The following is a 20,106-nucleotide window of genomic DNA, read 5'->3' as shown; positions in this document are numbered from 1 at the left end:
CGAATTAAAAGGTCAATTTCACACCCATCGAAAATATTCTCTGTTGCGGATAGTATCCATTGGAAACACCCGGTTGCTCCGGGTCGATATTGTATTTAGTCAGCTCGCTCCATGTAAGCAGATTCTGACCTTCTGCATAGACTCTCAGTTTATCCATTCCAACCGATTTAACCCAGGCCTGCGGTAATGTATATCCTACCTGAAGATTCTTTAACCTCAGGTAATCGCCATTCCGGTACCAGAAACTGGAAGAAAAGGCATTGTTGGAACTAAGAGTCACCAGGGATAGCCGCGGAAATTCTCCGTTGAGATGATCTTCCCGCCACGAATTTTCAACCAGGTATTTCGGAGAGTTTCCTCCATGATAGAATGGCTTGGTCATAGACGTATTATCCATAACACCGCTGCTGTACACGCCTGTTAGGGCAACATCACGCCCAAGAGCTCCCTGGAACAGGAAAGAAATGTCTATTCCCTTCCATTCTCCGCTAAAAGAAAGGCCTCCGACAAATTTTGGATAAGCTGATTTTCCGATATAACCGCGATCCTGTTCATACGAAATAATCCCGTCGCCATTCCGGTCCAGGTATTTAATATCGCCTACGCGAACGCCTTTCCCTTCAATCAGGGCCGAATTATCAATATCTTCCTGACTCTGAAATAAGCCCAGCGAAATAAATCCAACCTGTGCTCCCACTTCCTTCCCGGTTAGTTTTAACCAGTCAGGGGTATTGGACGAATCACCGTAGCGCAACCAGCGTCTTTCAGTATACGTTCCGTTCAAACCGATATTGTAAGTGAATTCTCCGATTTTATTGCGTTGACTTAGAGCAAATTCAAAGCCTTTATGATCCTGCTTATTTTTATTCTCATACCCGTAAACATAGCCTCCGTACGAATCGGGATAAGTTGCATTGACGGTACTAAGCATGTCATAGATATACTTGTAGAACACATCGAACTCAACACCCAGTAAGCCATTCCATAAAGTAGCGTCGAAACCGGCGTTATACTGAAGAGCCTTTGCCCAAGTCAGATTAATATTGGCCGGTTTAGACGTAATCAAACCATTTAGCGCAGTTCCGTTAATCACAACTGCCGGGTCATCCAAAAACGACAAGGTATTCAGATAATAATAGGCGGGTATTTCTGTAGTACCCGTCAAGCCAACACTTCCCTTTAACTTTAGGCTGTTGACGAAACTTACCTGATTTTTAAACCAGTCTTCTTCGGAGATTCTCCAACCCAGTGATGCTGCCGGGAATGTTCCCCAGCGTTTATTCATTCCTCCAAAAACATAACTTCCATCGTAACGGGTTGACAGTTCTGCCAGAAACCGTTGATCATAATCATAATTGACGCGTCCTACAAAACCAACCTGACGTTGTTCATAGCTGCTGCCGGACACTTTGGTCCGATCATCCAGATTAGCAAAATTCAATTCATCCAGTTCCAGAATATCAAATCCGTAACCATAGGCTCCAAAACTGTTGCCTTCGCGTTGGATTGTTTCCATCAGCGCAAGCGCAGAAATCTTATGAGCGCCAAACTGATTTTCGTATTTAACACTCGAATTGGTTGTCAAATGGGTGTAATGCGAAGCACCTTCTATCAAACTGGCCGTAGTTCCACGTGCATCATAGGTATAGGTATAGCTGATATCGTTCGTGGTTGAAGCAGGCGTGTTTGCCACATAAGTGTAATAGGGAGTTGAAAAAGATTTGGATGTCTGATAAGAGATATCATAGGCCGTGACAAACTTAAAACTTAATCCTTTAATGGATGGAACACGGTAATTCAAAGCTATATTTGTTTGAAGAACATGTGTTTTAACCCGGCTGTATCCAGTTAGATCGGATGCCGCCAGCGGACTGACATATGAACTTGCCGTTCTTGTTGAAACAGGCACCCCGTTAATCTCTTCCACTACATACGGATGAGCCCGCATTGCTTGTTGTGGTATATTGTTCCAGTCACCCGGCGAAGCAGTATAACCTGGCCGGTTCCGGTCTTCAACACGTGCAGATACATCGAAAGTTAGATCCAGGTTTCGGGCAATCTCTGCATCAATATTCGACCGAAGATTAAGGCGGTCGTAATTAAAACCTTCCACGTTACCCTCCTGATTATAATATCCCAGGGAGGTAAAATATTGAATTTTATCGGTACCTCCGGTTGCATTCAGGTTGAAATTCTTCGTCTTTCCGGTACCAAAAGTTTTTTTGTACCAGTCGGTATTTCCCCAGCCGTCGGAAGGATCATTATTCAGCATCTTTGCAACATGCTCAGAAGTAAATACGGGAGCATCACCATCCATTTCGCGTGCTTTATTATACCAGTAGGCATACTCCGGGCCGTCGAGCATATCGAGCATAACAGCATTGGAACTGACTCCGTATCCGCCGGTAAATGAGATCTGAGAGGCAGAAGCCTGACCACGCTTAGTGGTGATAATAATAACAGCGTTGGCGCCTAAACCGTAAATGGCCGCCGAAGCAGCATCCTTTAAAACAGAGATGGTGGCAATTTCATTCGGATCAATTTCAGCAAAGCTTCGTTCAATCCCATCAACAATATATTTTGCAGCTGATCCGCGAACAATAATACTGGCGGCATCAGCCCCTGGCTGACCGGATTGTTGCAGGGCAATAACCCCGGGAACTAATCCTCCCAGTCTGTTGGTAATGTTTCCCACAGGAGCTTTCAGCAATTCCTCTCCCGAAACCTGAGAAACAGCTCCGGTAATTGACTGCCGTTTCTGAGTACCGTAGCCAACAACGATCACTTCATCAATTCCTTCCTTTTTTTCAGAAAGTACAACGTTGATCTGACTGCGCGCACCAACCGGTTCCTCTTTGGCTTCGTAACCAATGAACGAAAAAACCAGCCTCACCGCGTTATCTGTAACTGATATGGTATAATTTCCGCCGGAATCGGTAATTGTTCCTGTTGTCGATCCTTTTAGTACAACTGATGCTCCGATCAGCGGTTCCCCGTTTTCATCCGACACATTTCCTCTGACCATTACCTGTGCCGACGCATATTGAGAGAATAAGAGGGTAATTATAGTCAGCGCATAGCCCCATAGGCTAATTCGTTTTTTTATCATGTAAACTAACATTTATTGAACTGTTAAAATGATAGACACTTGAAAAGTAATCTTGAAGTACACCTGGCTTTTCTCGTCAAAAGAAAATTCATGCAAAACAAATCCCGGAAAAACAGCAAGAAAGACATTTCCGGACATGACGATAAAATGCCGTGTTTGAGTACAAGTTTCAACCTTCGAAAAAAGGTTTAAACATAAATATGAAAAATATTAAAATTGAAGTAAATTTGTCTTGATTATACATTCACTTCATGCCTGTCCTTGTGCCCCCAAGCCTTGTGGCAGGCTGTTTTGTTTCAACGGTCCTTTTGTTATGTTTTCATAGTCGTTTAGGTTTTTTTTAGTTAGTATTTTCTTCTGATTTTAGTTATATCAGTTGTAAGCTACGTAATACGATTGCTGCGGCTCCTTTTGAAGCGGCATCGGCGCCAATAGAAGAAAAGATGAGTTCACAGGATCGTAAAGGTAACAACAGTCCGGTGTGGGTCATTCCCGATTTAATTGAATCAATCAGGATTTCTTTTGCCGAAACAAATTCGCCGCCAACGATAATCACCCCTGGGTTCAATAAATTTATCATGTTGCCCAGCGCCTTTCCGATCTTAAACCCGATATTATGAATTAATGAGATTGAAAGGGCATCGCCTTCCGATGCCGCCTGTAAAATATCTTCGTACTTAATTTCCCGGGATTCCTTATTGGTCAGTAACAAGGATGTTTCGCCTGCTTCTGTTTGTTGCTGAAAGTTTTGCTCCAGTGCATACCCCGAAACTTCAGTTCCCAAACATCCTCTTTTCCCGCACAAACAAAGTTTATCCGATTCGGCAAACTGGATATGTCCAAACTCGCCGGCGAAACCTTGTTCCCCCACAACAATTTCACCGTTGGCAATTACGGCCAAACCCAGTCCGCGACTTAGATTTACGACAAATGCATTTTTTATATTTTTGGCTTTGCCAAAAAACTGTTCAGCCAAACCCAGTACGTGAGTATCATTATCGATGTATACCGGGAATAAAAACTTTTCAGAAAAGAAATCAGTAAGAGATTCTTTCAAAAAATTGAAATAATTATACGAGTGGCCCGTCCTGGAATTTACACGTCCGGTAATACCTACGCCCATTCCCAAAACCCGGCTGCGATTAATGCCCGATTTCGAAATTGAACCGCGAATGAACTCAACAACGCTATCCAGACACTCCCGGGTGTTCTCAAGAACAAAATTCTCATCTTCAAAGGTAAAGACCTCGTCCATCTCAAGGTTATATACTGAAAACGAAAGTCCTTTTAATAAAACAACAATCCCGATACAATACGCATAATCCGGATCAACTTTATATAACGAAGGGCGCCGTCCGTTATCCGTTTCCTTTTTCCCCGTTTCAATGATAATTTTATTATCAATCAGCTCATTAATCAATTTTGTCCCGGTTGGTATGCTCAGCTTTACCTTTTTGCAAATACCGGGAATGGTCAGCGGTTTCTCCGACCTATTGAGCAACGCCACAATTTTCCTCTTCTGGGCATACTGCCGGTTTTCATTATTTACATCCTCTATGTCTTTCAGAAATAAATCCATCGAATGACTCTTAGAATAATTTTTATTTTCACGATACAAGTTTATAATTTTTTTTATTAACCTGCAATATATTCTTAAACATCTTTATTTTAAATTGATGTATCATGAAACAATTAATGGCAGCAAAAACACAACTTCACAAAAAATAAAAAAGGCTATACCAAAAATTCTACCCGGAACAGATTTCAATTAATCTGTTCTGATCAGAATTTCAGATACAACCTTATTTCAAGCAAAAGCAGATGAATACTTAGCTCCTGCTATACCATTTTATTTATCCAACTTATTTTACCGGTTCCCAGGCACAACGCACCGGTGAAACAATTTTTCCTTCCTTCTTAAGGACATTCATGGCCTTGTCCACTTCTTTTTTATCCAGGCCGGCAGCTTCGGCAATTTCACCGGCTTTCATCGGCTTGCCGGCAGCTTTCATCACTTGTAATACTTTTTCTGCACTCATCGGTTTTAATTTAATTTTTCGGTCTTGCCGAACTCGTTTCGGCATCTGCTGATTTAAAAATAAAGATCATGAAATAAATTTCGGATGGCTACTTTCTAATTACTGTGCGAACAGCCCGGATTAAAACCGTTCCTCAACCACTTTCCAGTCCAAAACCTGCCAGAAATCTTCGATGTATTTCGGACGAAGATTTTGTTTATCCAGGTAGTAGGCATGTTCCCACACATCGCAGGTCATCAGCGGAGTCAAACCGTCGCGCAGGGGATTGCCGGCATTTGCAGTTTGCACGATGCTCAATTTGCCGGCAGCATCTTTTACCAGCCAGGCCCAACCCGAACCAAACAGGGTAGCTGCTGCTTTTGTAAAGGCTTCTTTAAAGGTGTCGAACGAGCCAAAAGAGGTTTCAATCGCAGCTTTCAAGTCACCGGACGGTTCCTTGGCCGCAGTGGCTGAAAATTGGAAAAAGTAAAACGTATGGTTCCAAACCTGTGCGCCATTATTAAAGATTCCGCCTTCGGACTTTTTTACAATGGTTTCCAGGTCGGCCTGTTCAAACCCGGTTCCGGGAACCAGGTTATTCAGATTATTCACGTAAGCCTGGTGGTGTTTTCCGTAATGAAATTCAATGGTTTTCTCACTGATATAAGGCTCCAGCGCATTTTTTGCGTAGGGTAACGCGGGTAATTCGAATGGCATAATTCTAAATTTAAAGTTAGACGTTTTTGATTTTTGCCTTTCTAAACATGAATTAAGCCCAAAAAGTTTGAAGAAAAAAGAAAGTCTGCTCTATTTAAAAAGAATCCAGATAACAATTTTTTTAAAAATAAAAACCCCGAAGCCTCTGCTTCGGGGAAAAAAACCAAAAATCAACTAACCTTTAAACCGTTTGGCTACTTCATCCCAATTGATGACTTTCCAGAATGCATCAACGTATTCGGGACGTCTGTTCTGGTACTTCAGGTAGTAAGCATGTTCCCAGACATCAATCCCAAGAACCGGAGTTCCTTTTACATCGGCTACATCCATTAACGGATTGTCCTGATTCGGTGTGGATGAAACCACCAAACTATCACCCTGCTTTACAAGCCATGCCCAACCCGAACCGAAACGGGTAAGGGCGGCCTTTGTAAAAGCTTCTTTAAAATTATCGAAAGATTCAAATGAATGATTAATCGCTTTTAATAAATCACCTTCCGGTTGTGGCGCGCCTCCCGGGGCCATAATTTCCCAGTAAAGCACGTGGTTATAAAAACCGCCGCCGTTGTTTCTGACTGCTGCCGGAAGTGCAGACACTCCTGACAAAATTTCGTTAATTGTTTTCCCACTCAGTTCGGTATCCTGAATGGCATTATTCAAATTGCTGGTGTACGCAGCATGGTGTTTCGTATGGTGAATTTCCATGGTACGCGCATCAATCAATGGCTCTAAAGCATCATATGCGTATGATAATTGAGGTAATTCGAATGACATAATGTTGTATTTTTTGATTTCGGATTTTTTTATCTTTATATGCAAATCTACAACCTATTTGGACTCATTCCAAATAAGAAGTCTATTAAATTGATAGAATTTATTTATGCCTGATAGATGTCGTCAATCACATTAGGTCGGCCGAATCGTGAAATAAGCATCACCCGGGCAATTTGACCGGCTTTGGTCAGGCTCTTTAGGCTTAGGAATATTTTTGTTTATTTTGCAGCCAAAAATTTGTGAATAAAGAGATTCTTCGTTTAGCCATTCCCAACATCATCAGCAATGTGAGTATTCCTTTGCTTGGGTTGGTTGACCTGGCGCTCATGGGACACCTGCAATCGGAGGTTTACATTGGTGCTGTTGCACTGGGAACGGTCTTATTCAATTTTATATACTGGGGTTTCAGTTTTCTGCGGATGAGCACCAGCGGGTTTACGGCACAATTTTACGGCGAAAGGAACAAGCGGGAAAGCTTTCAGGTACTCGCCCGGGCTATTTTTATTTCGACGCTGATCAGCCTGTTTATTTTTCTCTTTCAACAACCGATCGAATGGTTGAGTTTCCGGCTGATAAACGGGAGCGACGAAGTAGAATCACTGGCCCGGGAATACTTCCGGATCAGGATCTGGGCCGCCCCGGCCACGCTTGCTTTATACACGCTGAATGGTTGGTTTTTGGGAATGCAAAATGCACGCTTTCCCATGATTACATCCATTTTAGCCAATGTATTTAATCTTCTTTTCAGTTTTATCTTTGTTGTATTCATGGACCTGGCCTCAGCCGGGGTAGCTCTGGGAACGGTCATTGCCCAATACCTCGGGCTGGCAACCGGTTTATTCCTCTTTTTTAAAAAATACCGTAAGCTCACTGTGTTCCTCAACCTGAAAGCCATTACCGACCTGGCCGCGTTGAAAAACTTCTTCCGCGTAAACAGCGACATTTTTGTCCGCACATTTTGCGTGATTGCTGTTTTTACCTTTTTCACCTCAAAATCAGCGGCAACAGATGATCACATCCTGGCTGTTAATTCGGTTCTCATCCAGTTTCTGTTATTTTTTTCGTTTTTCATCGACGGATTTGCCTTTGCCGGCGAAGCGCTGGCTGGTCGGTTTATGGGCGAAAACAACTTAAGCCGCTTCCTGATGCTTACCCGCAAATTATTTGTATGGGGAAGCGGGCTGGCGGTGCTGTTCAGCCTGCTGTTTCTTTTCGGCAATCAACTAATCCTATCAGTATTAACCAGCCAGACCAGCCTGATTGAAACCGCCCGCCAATACCGGGGCTGGGTGATCCTGACGCCGGTAATGACCTTTGCATCGTTTATTTGGGATGGAATCTACATCGGGACAACCGCATCAAAAGAAATGCGCAACTCCATGATTGCAGCAACATTGCTGGTTTTTGTCCCTTCATACTATTTTTTGCAGGAACACTTAGGCAATCATGCCCTTTGGCTGTCGATGATGCTTTTTATGCTTGGGCGGGGTGTACTGCAAACAATTTTATTCCCCAGAATGGTGAGCCGGAGGTTTTGACCGGAGAATTCGCTGTTTCTGAACAATTTAAAAACAAAAAGTTCCCTGCTCATCTCAACTGCGAGAACAGGGAACCATCTGATTTTTTCAACCCAATGCCGGGATTCCTAAATTTATAACCAGTTACACGGATTTCAGCACCTCCCAGACGAATGCCCGAACCCCAACTTCCAGGTTTACTTCATCCATCTTTTTTACTTTTTCAAGGAGGATGTCCACTTTATCATCCGGAACAACAGTGAGTACCGCCGAATTCATTTCCGGCCAGGTGTGGGTTCCCATACGAGGTTCGCCGGTTTCGGAGCCCCTTCCCTGCACATCGCCCCACCAGGTATAACCCCTGATTTCCAGGCGATCGAGCATATACTCCACCCGTTCGGAATTGGCCTGGTTAAATACCACAAAAACTGCTTTCATATTTTGTTTTTTTATTTGTCCATAAATACAAACTTCGCACGTACTTTTTCTTTTTTCCGCCGTTCGCCGCTGTGGGCTAAAACGGCATACATCACCGGAACAATCACCATCGTCACGAGGGTTGAAAACACCAGTCCGCCGATGACCGTAATACCCATCGGACGCCAGATTTCGGCTCCCTCGCCGGTACTCAGCGCCAGCGGGAGCATGCCCAAAATAGTCGTCATAGCGGTCATTAACACCGGACGCAAACGCGATTTTCCGGATGCAGCGATGGCCTCATGCAATTCCACACCGCGGTCGCGCATGAGGTTAATAAAGTCAACCAGCACAATCCCGTTTTTCACCACGATTCCCACCAGCAGCACGGCCCCCAGGGCTGCCACCACGCTCAGGGTGGTGCCGGTCATCAGCAAGGCCAAAATCACCCCGGTAAAGGCAAACGGTATGGAAAACATGATAATCAGAGGCATCCGCAACGACTCGAACTGGGACGCCATCACGATAAAAACCAAAATCAGGCTTAAACACAACAGCATGGCCAGGTCGATAAACGATTCCTGCTGGTCTTCGTAAGCCCCGCCCACCGAAGTTACTATATCTCGTGGCTGCTCAATATCCGACACGGCAGTTTTTATTCGTTCAGCCAGCTGTCCCAGCGAAATTTTATTGGGCATCGCCGAAATCGTCACCAGACGTTCCCTGCGTTTGTGCTGAATGCTTGGCGGCGACCAAAACTCGTCGACATAGCCCAATTCTTTCAATTTGATTTTTTGGCCGGCCGGGGTCATGATGGTCATGTCTTCAATATCCGAAATGGAATTCCGGTATTCTTCCGTCAACCTGATCCGGATATCATATTCTTCTCCTTCTTCTTTATAATAGGAAGGTACCAGCCCGTTAATCCGGTTTCGGATCAGCATAGACACCTGACCGGTTGACAAACCATGCTCCGAAAGTTTGTTCCGGTCGAGAATCACCTGTAACTCCGGTTTATCGTCTTTGCGGCTAATACTCACGTTGGTTGCTCCTTTGATGGTTTTAATCCGGTCGTAAATCTTCTCAGCATACAGGTTGGTGGCATCGAAGTTATACCCGTAAATTTCAAATTCAACCACATTTTCCGATCCGCCCAAGCCCTGAGATGAAGTAGAGATCACCGAACTGACCACTTCGGGAAGCAAGGCAACCTGTTCGCGAAAATCATCCGCGATTTCCCAAACCGAACGTTCACGATACTGAAGATCTTTCAGGCGTAACGTAAGGTTAACAATATTTGATCCGGTGGTGCTAAACATGGAGATAAAGCCACCCTCATCGTCAGAACCTGTGGATGACGAGATCAGTTCAACCTCGGGATAACGTTCGCTGATCATCTGTTCGAGTTTCCGGGTAACTTTAATTGATTCTTCAACCCGCAAACCTGTTTGAAGCTCCACATAAGCCGTCATCCGGCTTTGATCCGACTCGGGCATAAAATCGGTTCCGATGAATTTGACAAGGAATAACGAACCAAAGAAGACCAGGAATGTAGCCACAACAACGATCGTTTTACGATGCAATAAGCGGCGCAGGAGCGATTCGTACCAGAGATCGAGCTTTCCCAGCCATTTTTCAGCTGTGTTTTCGTAGCTGAAGCGGCCTGTTTTTTTCTTTTGCTGCAACCGCAGAAATTTGGAAGCCAGCATCGGCGTCAGCGAAATAGCCGCTAAGGTTGAGGTGACTACCGTAATGGTTACAATCCATCCTAACTGGTTAAACAGCACACCGGTCATTCCCGAAACCAAGGTCAACGGATAAAAAACGGCGACCACCACGAGGGTGGTAATCAGAACCGATAGCCACACCTCATTGGTGGCGTAAATGGCCGCTTCGCGCGGGCTGCTGCCGCGTTCGACGTGCCGGGTGATGTTTTCGAGGACAACAATCGCGTCGTCGACCACCATCCCAATGGCTATGGAAAGCGAGGTCAACGAGATCACATTCAGCGAATTGCCCGTCATGTAAAGATAAACAAAGGCCACAATCAGCGAGATGGGAATGGTGAGCACGATGATGAAGGTCGCCCTCCACCGACCCAGGAAAAACAGCACCACCAGCACCACAAAGATCATCGCGTATAACAGGGTTGACGACAGGTTCCGGATGGACCCTTTGATGAAGGTGGAAGAGTCAAAGATTTCCTGTATGCGGACATCGGGTGGCAACGTTAATTTCAGTTCTTCTATCCGCTCTTTAATCTCGCGGGCCACCTTCACGGTGTTAGCTCCCGACTGCTTCATCACAAACATCCGGGCGCCGGCTTCGCCGTTAATTTTTTCTTCAAGGGTAACTTCTTTCAGGGTGTCTTTTACCACGGCAATATCGCGCACATACACGGGCTTTCCGTTATAATTGGCCACAACCAGGCTGTTAATCCGGTCGCTTTCGGTAAATTCGCCCTGCACACGAATCTGGTAATCAACTTTTCCCATTTTTACATTCCCCAGGGGAAGGTTCGTGTTTTCGCCTGAAATGACTGATCCGATTTGTTCCAGCGTCAGATCGTACGCATCCAGCCGTTTGGGGTCGACATCCACATAAACCACGCGTTGCGGGCTACCCACCATTGAGACCGATCCGACTCCTTCTACCCGGTTAAGCGGGTTAATCACCTTTTCATCAATTAATTTTTCGAGCCCCGGATAATTCTCTTTTGCAGTGATCGCGTAAAAAAGAATCGGCATCATGCTGGTATTGAACTTAAAAATGGTCGGCCGGTCACAACCATCGGGCAGGTTACCGTACACCCGGTCAACTACATCCCTGATATCGTTGGTGGCTTCATCCAGATTAGCCCCCCACTCAAATTCCATGGAGATCACCGACAAGTTGTCAGACGAAGTGGATGTAATTTCTTTCAGCTTATCTACCGAATTGAGCGCATCTTCCAACAGTTTGGTGATGTTTGCCTCAATATCCACCGCATTGGAACCCGCATAAGAGGTCATCACCGACACGTACGGCGGTTCCATCTCCGGGTAAAGGTCGATGGGAATATTGATGAGTGAAAAAATCCCCATCACCACAATGGCAATAAATATCATGATTGTGGTAATCGGCTTGTCTACGGCGCTTTTATATATACTCATAATCCGTTTTCTTTAAAACTGATTTTGACAACTGAACAGCGATCAGTTTTCCACCTGCACATCAACCCCATCCAATAACCTGAGCTGCCCTTCGATGATGATTTTATCGCCTGCATGTAACTGGTCGGAAATCACCTCAACCTTGTCGTCATAACGTTTTCCGACAGTCACTTCCATCCGTTTGGCTTTACCGTTTTGGTCCACAAAAAGATACCGGTTATTTGATCCCTGCATTTTCAGTACAGCAATGGAAGGCAACACCAGCGCCTGTGTTTTTTCGAGGCTAAGGGAAACCCGGCCAAACATGCCCGGCCGTAAGCGGTTATCGGCATTGGTCAGCATCACTTCCACCTCGAATGACCGGCTTTGCGGATTGATGGTGGGCGCAATGCGGAAAATTTCGCCGGCAAACACCTGATCGGGGTACACATCAAAACGGACATCGGCTTTCATTCCCTTTTTAACATTCGGAAGATATTTTTCGGAAACGCTGATGACTGCTTTAAGCTTGTCAGTCCGGATGACCGACAGGATAGCTGCTTTTCCGATCGACGACACCGGGGAGCCGGAGTACATTTCGCCGGCTTCGAAATATTTACCCGACACGAGGCCGTCGAACGGAGCCAACAAGCTGGTATTATCTTCGAGGTAAGCGACATTCTCTTTCGCCGATTCATACTGGCTTTCGAGTTGATCAAACTGCTGTTTCGAAATACTTCCGGTTTGATTGAGCACCTGCAAGCGGGAATAATCGGTTTCGAGGTTGTTTTTTTGAATACGGGCCTGCACCAGTTGGGCATCATTCATTTGAACCAGTACCTGGTTTTTTCTGACCCGGTCGCCTACTTCCACATGGATTGCTTCGATTTTTCCGGGCGAGGCGGGGGCCATATGTACTTCATTGAGCGCCTGTAATGTTGATGAATACTCAACCACCCGGTCAATTTCCTCCTGCTGCAAGCGGATGACCCGCACCCGCTCAATACCAGTTGACTTCACAACGGACGATTGTTCGCCCTTTGTTTCTTCCGACGTACATGAGCTGAAACCCAACCCGATCGCCGTTATCAAATAAAAAACAACACTTAACTGTTTCATTTTCTTCGCATTATTTAATTGTTTTGTATTCCCCCGTCAGTGTATTTAATTCGTTTTGAGCCTGCAGCAACTCCAGTTTCACCTGTAAAAAATCGGATTCGGATTTGAGGTAATTGTTGTCGGCCGTTGTCAGTTCCAGGCTTGAAATGACCCCTTGCTCAAACTTCTGCTTCAGGCGTTTGTAAACCTCGCGCGATACTTCCACATTTTGTTTCTGAAGCTCGTAGGTTTCCAGCGCATTCTTCAGATTGTAACTTAGCTGCCGGTACTGAACTCCCAGCTGATCCTGCAACAGGGCCCTGTTATTCCGCATGGTCTCCAGGTCGATTTCGGCCTGTTTTACTTTTGACCGGCGTTCTCCGCCCGAGAAAACCGGAATATTCAGATTCAAACCAACCAGGTGGGCCGGCGACATATCGAAAGCCGGCTTCAAAAGTTTATGGGTAAACGAATAGTAGCCCGACAAGGTGGGTAAATAGCTTGCCTTGCTCAGATCAACCTGCTTTTCGGTCATTTCTTCCCGGATTTCCAACAACTGGTAATCAACATTTTGTTCGGGCGAAAAGGCTTTGCCCAGGCTTTCCGGAATACTTCCCTCTGTCAGCAGATCAACCAGGGTATCGGTTAGTTCAATCTCAGTTTCGGCAGATACTCCAAGCTGCAGGCGAAGAATATTTCTGGCCACTTCAGCCTGGCGCTGTGCAGCTTTCAGGGTATTTTTCAGGCTATTCACCTGGACAAGCAACTGGTCCAGTTCCACTTTCTCCATCATACCTACTTCAACCATCGGTTTTGTTCGTTGGTAAACATCGTCCAGGTTTGATGTGTTGGATTCCAGGATTTTAACCGACTCGTCCGAAACCAGCGCCAGGTAATAACTGTCGATCACCTGGCTGACGATTTCCTGCCCGTTCTTTTCCAGGTCTTTCTCCGTTATTCGCCTGTAAATTTTTGCCGATTGAAGGCCAACCAGGTAATTGGCGCTAAATAACAACTGCCCGACCTGCAGGTTAAAATTGCTGGTTGGTTTAATCGGAATTTGCGATGCCGGCGCATTTTCATCAAACTGAATGCTGATTTTTGCCCCCATCGCGTTGGTGTAGTCGGTAGTGGCATTCACCTGGGGCAAACCGGCGGCAATGGCTTCGCGGAGTTTCTCCTGCGACTGATCAACCGAAAGCCCCGAATTAATCATCGTTTTGTTGTAATTCAGGGCGTACACTTTGGCCGCATCGAGGCTGAGCGACAATTTTTGCTGCGCCCCGGCTGTTCCGCCAACGAGTAAAATCAGCGCCGTTAAAAAGAACAGATTCGTTTTCATGTTCGAAAATTGCTTGATTGTTTGTTTCTATTTTATTAACTGAAGTAACTGGTCGTATTTCTCGTCCATCTTCCTGAAGCCCTTTTCAGTAGTCATCCCTCTGATTTCATTCAGGATTAATTTGAAAAGAACCAGCTCAAAATCAGGACCTCTTTCGTCAAAAACCGGGGCGCCGGAAAGCGCCGATACTTTTGCCATTTGACTGAGGTAAATGTATTTCACATCCAGATCGTCCCGGAAAAGGCTTTCCCGAATCCCTTGCTGCAGAATTTCCTCGGCCAGTCCATAAATACGATGATCCCTCACATGCTTAATCCGGTTAAAAAGTTTACAGTTTACTTTTTTCAAGTCGGGCAAGAATGAAGGATTGAAGCTGCGTAACTGTTGAATGTGATAAGCATAAAAAACGCCCAATTGGGTAAAAACATCGTCGGAAGGCTTAATCAGGCTACGTAGCCCCTGCACAAATTGCCGGATACTAAATTCAACAACCCGCTCAATCAACTGATCCCGATTTTTCACATGGGCGTAAATCGTTTTCTTTGAAATACCCATATCCCGGGCAATTTCATCCAAACTGATGCTCTTGATACCGTATTTTGCATACAAGCTAAAGGTTCGCCTGATTATTGCTTCATCATCAATCATAAACGTTGAACACTTTTATATTTTTTAAAGTTTTCTGAAAATAAAAAAAATTAATGTTCCAGTTGATCAATCAGCTCAATGCCCTTGGTCGTGGCAATTCCACGAAAGAAATTGATCATCAGTGTACTGAATACCTCAGAAATAGAATATTCTTCGGGTGGAAAGAAACTTTCATCGGTAAGCATATTGATCTGGACATGAAACAACCTGGCCACAATGGGAATATTGATGTCTTTCCTGAACAAACCCTCATTCACTCCTTTGCGCAATAAACGGTAGGTCCGGTTATAACCATTCACCTGGCTGGTTTTATAATGTGGTTCCCAAATGTCCGAATGATATTTCCTCAAATCGTAGAAAAAAGCGGGATTAATCGAATTAATCGCCTTAATCCCTTCTTTCAGAAAGGTAAAAATCGCTTCGATGACATTGGCGGAGGTGGCAATGACCTCGTTGTTCCGCCGCTCATGATAGGCACTAAATCCGTCCAGACAGGTCTGAATTAATTCTTTTTTATCCTTAAACGTTTCATAAACCGTTCGTTTTGAAATCCCCAGATTAACCGCAATCTCGTCCATCGTTACGGTCCGGATGCCCAATTTTAAAAACTGTTTGGATGCTTCTTCTATAATTCTGTCACGAACTTCCATCTCTAAAAATTTTGACAAAGGTAAATAAAACTTTAAAAACAATTAAAGTTTTCTGAACTTTTTTTCTGAACTCAAAAAAAAATGACCGGCTAACCGATCATTTCTGCAAAGCGTTGCCGCGTAACTGCTAATGTTAATACCTGAAACTACTCCCTCCCAGAAACTCGCGAATCAGCGATGTTGGCGGGATTTCACTGTCGTCGATGTGTTGGAAGTAACTGAAAAATTTCAGCAGGCGATTGGCCTCGCAGTATTCTTCAATGGCTTCGGGAACCGCTTTCAGCAAGGGTTCAACGTACTTTTTAAGAACGGCCAGTTCGTAAATCAGGGCCGAGTTAAACATCACATCGGCGTTCTCCTGGTAAGGAAAGATATTTTTTTCTTCGCCGGTTCTCACACTGGGCCAGCGCTTGATGGTATCGGCAGCCGAGTAACCCCGGTATTTGCTGTCGCGGATCATCCGCCGGATCAAGCGATTGTCGGTGGTAGAAATGTGGTTGTGATCATCCAGCGAGATCTGCGTTAAGGCCGAAAGGAAAATTTTAAAGCTGCGTCCGTTTTTAATATGCGGCATCAGCCCGGGATTCATGCCGTGTATTCCTTCAACAATCAATAAATGCCCATTCCCCAGGCGTAATTTTGTACCCGAAGGCTCGTTTTTGCCCAGGATAAAATTAAAGCGGGGCAATTCAACTTCTTCGCCGTTAAAAAGCTGCAACAGCTGCCGGTTAAAAAACTCAACATCAATGGCTTCGAGCGCTTCAAAATCATAGTTCCCGTTTTCATCGAGCGGGGTATGCTCGCGGTCAACAAAGTAATCATCCAGCGAAATCATATGAGGGATAATGCCGTTGACCGCCAGCTGAACGGCCAGACGTTTACTGAAAGTCGTTTTTCCGGAAGCCGAAGGCCCCGCAATCAGGATCACCTTCACCGTATCCCGGCGATCGTCAATCATATTGGCAATCTCGGCAATTTTCTTTTCGTGAAGGGCCTCCGATATTTTGATAATATCGCCGCCGCTCCCGTTTGCCGTGTACTCGTTCAGCTGCCCCAGATTAGGTACATCAAGCAGTTCTGCCCGCTTCTTATGTTCCTTAAAAATGCCGAACAATTTCTCCTGCAGAATAACCTCGTGCACTTCGTTAAATGAATTCGGTTTGGGAACCTGCAACAGGATGCCTTCAAAATAAGGGACAATATCGAAGGTAGACAGGTAGCCGGTTGAAGGAACATGGTGCCCGTAAAAATAATTGGCATAGCCGTTCAGGTAATACAAATACGAAAACAACAGTCCTTGCTGCTCAAACAACTTGGCCTTTTCTTCCAAACCCTGTCTGGTCAGTTCTTCAACCGCTTCTTCGGTCAGCAAACCTCGTTTTTCGAAGGGTAAATCGCGCCTGACCCACTCGCGCATTTCATTTTTTAGCTCAAAAATATCCGAATCATTGACCGGGCGGCCCAGGCCAATCAGTTCGCAATAGTAGCCCTGGCTGATTCCGTTCAGCACCTTCAGTTTAACCTGCGGAAATGTTTCGCGAACGGCGACATAAAGCAGAAACAATAAGGAGCGTACATACAATCGCCGTCCGTCGACATGGGTATAGTCGATAAACTCTACTTTCTTTGATTTGACCACTGCAAAAGAAAGTTCTTTCACCTTGTGGTTTACCAATGCCCCGCAAACCGGGTTGCTCAGTTTTATCTGCAGATCGTCTTTGATTTCATCCAGGGTGATTCCCAACGGATACGACTTCACGGTATTCGTGTTTGTGCAATAAATGTCGATGGTTTTCATAGCTGTTGATTCAGAAAATGGCTTATAAAGCTAATTCATTTTTAAGATATTTAGCCGTATACGATTTTTTGTTTTTGATAATTTCCTCGGGCGTTCCGGCGCTTAACACCTGCCCTCCTCCCCGCCCGCCTTCCGGACCGAGGTCGATAATGTGATCGGCGACTTTGATCACATCCATGTTGTGTTCAATCACAATTACGGTATTCCCGCGGTCAACCAGTTTGTAGAGCACGTCCAGGAGGACGCGGATATCCTCAAAATGAAGGCCTGTTGTCGGTTCATCGAGTAAGTACAGGGTTTTGCCTGTATCTTTTTTAGCCAGCTCGGTAGCCAGTTTCACGCGTTGCGACTCGCCGCCCGAAAGGGTGGTTGACGACTGGCCAAGGGTGATGTAACCCAGCCCGACTTCCTGCAGGGTTTTTAACTTGTGTACGATAGACGGTAAGCTTTCAAAAAAATCAACGCCCTGGTTGATGGTCATATCCAGGACATCGCTGATTGATTTTCCTTTATAACGGACATCCAGCGTTTCGCGGTTGTATCGTTTGCCGTTACAACTGTCGCAATGGACATACACGTCGGGAAGGAAATTCATCTCAATCAGTTTCAGTCCGCCGCCCTGACAATCTTCGCAACGACCTCCTTTTACATTGAACGAAAACCGCCCCGGTTTGTACCCCCTGATTTTGGCTTCGGGCAGTTGGGCAAACAAGGCCCGGATATCCGAAAATACGCCGGTATAGGTCACCGGATTCGATCGCGGTGTTCGGCCCAGCGGCGACTGATCAACCTGCACTACTTTATCAATATATTTTAATCCCGATATTTTCTCGTAGGGCAGCGGATCTTTTAACGATTTGAAAAAATGCTGACTTAAAATCGGCTGCAATGTCCCGTTGATCAGGCTGGACTTGCCGCTCCCCGAAACGCCGGTCACGCAGATCAGCTTGCCCAGGGGAAAGCTCACCTGCACGTTTTTGAGGTTGTGGCCGTTGCATCCGCTGAGTTTAAGTTCTTTCCCGTTGCCAGCTCTTCTTTTTTCAGGCACCACGATCTGATGCTCTCCGTTCAGGTATTTCGATGTCAGCGTTCCGGCTTTCAGCACCTCCTGTGGTGTTCCGGCCGCTACCACTTCGCCGCCATGACGTCCGGCATAGGGGCCCATATCAATCAGATAATCGGCCGAGAGCATCATATCTTTATCGTGTTCCACCACAATGACCGAGTTCCCGGTATCGCGAAGTTTTTCCAGCGAATTGATCAAACGCAGGTTATCGCGATGATGCAGCCCGATACTCGGTTCATCGAGAATATACAACACATTAACCAGCTGCGAACCGATTTGCGTGGCCAGCCGGATACGCTGCGATTCTCCGCCCGACAGCGTGGCCGAAGCCCGGTTGAGCGACAGGTATTCCAAACCCACGTCAAGCAAAAAGCTGATCCGGGTGCGGATTTCCTTGATCACCTCAGCTCCGATTTTTCGCTGGCGATCGCTGATCCGGTCTTCCAAATCCAAAAACCAGGCGCTTAACTCCGAAATATCCATTTGGGCCAGCTCCGAGATATTTTTTTGATCAATCCGGAAATACAACGATTCCTTTTTCAGCCGGTGTCCGTCGCATTCGGTGCAGGTTTTTTCGCGAATAAACTGGTTAGCCCACTTTTGCGCCGTTTTGGAAGGATTATCATCGCGCTGGCTGTCAATGTATTTCACAATTCCCTCGTAAGTCATCATGTAATTCACAGAAGAACCCAAGGGTGAGTTTTTCAGCGTGATCCGTTCGTTGGTCCCGTACAAAATAGCGTTCAATCCGTCTTCTGGGATATCTTTAACCGGCGTTTTCAGTGTAAAACCGTATTTCTCGCCCAGCGCTTCGATTTGCCAGAAGATGAGCGTATTTTTTTGCGGGCCAAGCGGAGCAATTCCCCCCTTGGCAATGTTTAACAACGGATCGGGCACAATCTTCTCCAGATCAATCTCGGCAATTTGGCCCAGCCCGTTACATTTGGGACAAGCGCCCTGCGGCGAGTTAAACGAAAAATTGTGCGGCGCCGGTTCGTTGTACGAAATCCCGGTAGTGGGGCACATCAGTTGCCGGCTGTAATATTTTACCTCTCCCGACTCATGATCCAGGATCAGGCAAATACCGTGTCCTTGTTTCATGGCCATGTGAACCGAATCTTTCAGCCGTTTACCGCTTCCCTCTTCAATGAGCAACCGGTCGACAACCACCTCAATAAAGTGATTTTTGTAACGGTCGACGCGCATGTTTGGCTTTAGTTCCTGCACCTCACCATCGATGCGGGCATACAGGAAGCCTTTTTTACGGATCTGTTCAAAAAGCTCGCGGTAATGCCCTTTACGCCCGCGGACCAGGGGAGCCATCACCAGGATCCGTTTGCCGGCAAAATGTTCCGAAATCAGCTTCAGGATCTGGTCGTCGGTATATTTGACCATCTTTTCACCCGTATGATACGAAAAGGCATCGGCCGCCCGTGCATACAACAAACGTAAAAAGTCGTATATCTCGGTTACCGTACCAACCGTTGAGCGGGGATTTTTATTGGTAGTTTTTTGCTCGATGGAAATGACCGGGCTCAAACCGGTGATTTTATCCACATCCGGGCGTTCCATATTTCCCAAAAATGAGCGGGCATAAGCCGAGAATGTCTCAATATAGCGGCGCTGGCCTTCAGCATAAATCGTATCGAAAGCCAGGGACGACTTCCCGCTGCCGCTCAGCCCCGTAATAACGGTCAGCTTATTTCGCGGAATTTCCACATTGATATTCTGAAGATTGTGCACCCGTGCCCCGTGCACCACAATCTTTTCTTCCTGACCGATCAACTCGTCCGTCAAAGTTATTGTTTCTGTTTCCTGCAT

14 protein-coding genes are annotated in these 20,106 nt (G+C 45.7%); 1 reads left to right on the top strand and 13 read right to left on the bottom strand.

Features of this window, described 5'->3' with window-relative positions; genetic code table 11:
* Positions 1 to 4: 4 nt before the first annotated feature.
* The 5 genes from AC6H3C_RS06615 to AC6H3C_RS06595 form a co-directional block, all read right to left on the bottom strand.
* Complete coding sequence (locus tag AC6H3C_RS06615) at positions 5 to 3,109, bottom strand: SusC/RagA family TonB-linked outer membrane protein (RefSeq protein ID WP_497519906.1); 3,105 nt, start codon at positions 3,107 to 3,109, stop codon at positions 5 to 7.
* Positions 3,110 to 3,476: 367 nt separating this feature from the next.
* On the bottom strand, positions 3,477 to 4,688 hold the full coding sequence (locus tag AC6H3C_RS06610; RefSeq protein WP_497519905.1) for an ROK family protein: 1,212 nt from the start codon (positions 4,686 to 4,688) through the stop codon (positions 3,477 to 3,479).
* Between the two features lie 283 nt (positions 4,689 to 4,971).
* Positions 4,972 to 5,148, bottom strand: coding sequence for a hypothetical protein (locus AC6H3C_RS06605; RefSeq protein WP_497519904.1), 177 nt, complete (start codon positions 5,146 to 5,148; stop codon positions 4,972 to 4,974).
* Between the two features lie 120 nt (positions 5,149 to 5,268).
* Positions 5,269 to 5,844, bottom strand: a complete 576-nt coding sequence (locus AC6H3C_RS06600; protein ID WP_497519903.1) for a superoxide dismutase — start codon at positions 5,842 to 5,844, stop codon at positions 5,269 to 5,271.
* A 174-nt stretch (positions 5,845 to 6,018) separates the two neighbouring features.
* On the bottom strand, positions 6,019 to 6,618 hold the full coding sequence (locus tag AC6H3C_RS06595; protein WP_497519902.1) for a superoxide dismutase: 600 nt from the start codon (positions 6,616 to 6,618) through the stop codon (positions 6,019 to 6,021).
* 239 nt (positions 6,619 to 6,857) lie between these two features.
* Here AC6H3C_RS06595 and AC6H3C_RS06590 point away from each other — a divergent pair, with 239 nt between their 5' ends.
* Positions 6,858 to 8,156, top strand: coding sequence for an MATE family efflux transporter (locus tag AC6H3C_RS06590; protein ID WP_497519901.1), 1,299 nt, complete (start codon positions 6,858 to 6,860; stop codon positions 8,154 to 8,156).
* A 123-nt stretch (positions 8,157 to 8,279) separates the two neighbouring features.
* On the opposite strand, the gene AC6H3C_RS06585 is transcribed toward AC6H3C_RS06590, so the two are convergent.
* The 8 genes from AC6H3C_RS06585 to uvrA all read right to left on the bottom strand — a co-directional run bounded on the left by AC6H3C_RS06585 (position 8,280) and on the right by uvrA (position 20,106).
* The gene (locus tag AC6H3C_RS06585; RefSeq protein WP_497519900.1) at positions 8,280 to 8,573 is read right to left on the bottom strand and encodes a PG0541 family transporter-associated protein; all 294 of its coding nucleotides are present in this window, start codon (positions 8,571 to 8,573) and stop codon (positions 8,280 to 8,282) included.
* 11 nt (positions 8,574 to 8,584) lie between these two features.
* On the bottom strand, positions 8,585 to 11,704 hold the full coding sequence (locus AC6H3C_RS06580; protein WP_497519899.1) for an efflux RND transporter permease subunit: 3,120 nt from the start codon (positions 11,702 to 11,704) through the stop codon (positions 8,585 to 8,587).
* 42 nt (positions 11,705 to 11,746) lie between these two features.
* Positions 11,747 to 12,802, bottom strand: coding sequence for an efflux RND transporter periplasmic adaptor subunit (locus tag AC6H3C_RS06575; protein ID WP_497519898.1), 1,056 nt, complete (start codon positions 12,800 to 12,802; stop codon positions 11,747 to 11,749).
* Between the two features lie 10 nt (positions 12,803 to 12,812).
* Positions 12,813 to 14,123: a TolC family protein gene (locus AC6H3C_RS06570; RefSeq protein WP_497519897.1), complete on the bottom strand. Its 1,311-nt coding sequence runs from the start codon at positions 14,121 to 14,123 to the stop codon at positions 12,813 to 12,815.
* A gap of 27 nt (positions 14,124 to 14,150) precedes the next feature.
* Positions 14,151 to 14,771 carry a TetR/AcrR family transcriptional regulator gene (locus tag AC6H3C_RS06565; RefSeq protein ID WP_497519895.1) on the bottom strand — a complete coding sequence of 207 codons (621 nt, stop codon included), beginning with the start codon at positions 14,769 to 14,771 and terminating at the stop codon, positions 14,151 to 14,153.
* Positions 14,772 to 14,821: 50 nt separating this feature from the next.
* On the bottom strand, positions 14,822 to 15,421 hold the full coding sequence (locus tag AC6H3C_RS06560) for a TetR/AcrR family transcriptional regulator (RefSeq protein ID WP_497519894.1): 600 nt from the start codon (positions 15,419 to 15,421) through the stop codon (positions 14,822 to 14,824).
* A gap of 133 nt (positions 15,422 to 15,554) precedes the next feature.
* The gene (locus tag AC6H3C_RS06555; protein ID WP_497519892.1) at positions 15,555 to 17,219 is read right to left on the bottom strand and encodes a uridine kinase family protein; all 1,665 of its coding nucleotides are present in this window, start codon (positions 17,217 to 17,219) and stop codon (positions 15,555 to 15,557) included.
* 22 nt (positions 17,220 to 17,241) lie between these two features.
* Positions 17,242 to 20,106, bottom strand: a complete 2,865-nt coding sequence (gene uvrA, locus AC6H3C_RS06550; protein WP_497519891.1) for an excinuclease ABC subunit UvrA — start codon at positions 20,104 to 20,106, stop codon at positions 17,242 to 17,244.

Source organism: Gaoshiqia sp. US2 (genome assembly GCF_059705485.1).
Note: the sequence above shows the minus strand (reverse complement) of the source record. Positions and strands in the feature narration are given on the sequence as shown.

Bases quoted from the DNA above. Each gene is read 5' to 3' on its own strand.
- AC6H3C_RS06555 (WP_497519892.1), bottom strand. From the start codon at position 17,219: ATGAAAACCATCGACATTTATTGCACAAACACGAATACCGTGAAGTCG.
- AC6H3C_RS06595 (WP_497519902.1), bottom strand. From the start codon at position 6,618: ATGTCATTCGAATTACCTCAATTATCATACGCATATGATGCTTTAGAG.
- AC6H3C_RS06575 (WP_497519898.1), bottom strand. From the start codon at position 12,802: ATGAAACAGTTAAGTGTTGTTTTTTATTTGATAACGGCGATCGGGTTG.
- AC6H3C_RS06570 (WP_497519897.1), bottom strand. From the start codon at position 14,123: ATGAAAACGAATCTGTTCTTTTTAACGGCGCTGATTTTACTCGTTGGC.
- AC6H3C_RS06615 (WP_497519906.1), bottom strand. From the start codon at position 3,109: ATGATAAAAAAACGAATTAGCCTATGGGGCTATGCGCTGACTATAATT.
- AC6H3C_RS06565 (WP_497519895.1), bottom strand. From the start codon at position 14,771: ATGATTGATGATGAAGCAATAATCAGGCGAACCTTTAGCTTGTATGCA.
- AC6H3C_RS06585 (WP_497519900.1), bottom strand. From the start codon at position 8,573: ATGAAAGCAGTTTTTGTGGTATTTAACCAGGCCAATTCCGAACGGGTG.
- AC6H3C_RS06600 (WP_497519903.1), bottom strand. From the start codon at position 5,844: ATGCCATTCGAATTACCCGCGTTACCCTACGCAAAAAATGCGCTGGAG.
- AC6H3C_RS06560 (WP_497519894.1), bottom strand. From the start codon at position 15,421: ATGGAAGTTCGTGACAGAATTATAGAAGAAGCATCCAAACAGTTTTTA.
- uvrA (WP_497519891.1), bottom strand. From the start codon at position 20,106: ATGCAGGAAACAGAAACAATAACTTTGACGGACGAGTTGATCGGTCAG.
- AC6H3C_RS06580 (WP_497519899.1), bottom strand. From the start codon at position 11,704: ATGAGTATATATAAAAGCGCCGTAGACAAGCCGATTACCACAATCATG.
- AC6H3C_RS06610 (WP_497519905.1), bottom strand. From the start codon at position 4,688: ATGGATTTATTTCTGAAAGACATAGAGGATGTAAATAATGAAAACCGG.
- AC6H3C_RS06605 (WP_497519904.1), bottom strand. From the start codon at position 5,148: ATGAGTGCAGAAAAAGTATTACAAGTGATGAAAGCTGCCGGCAAGCCG.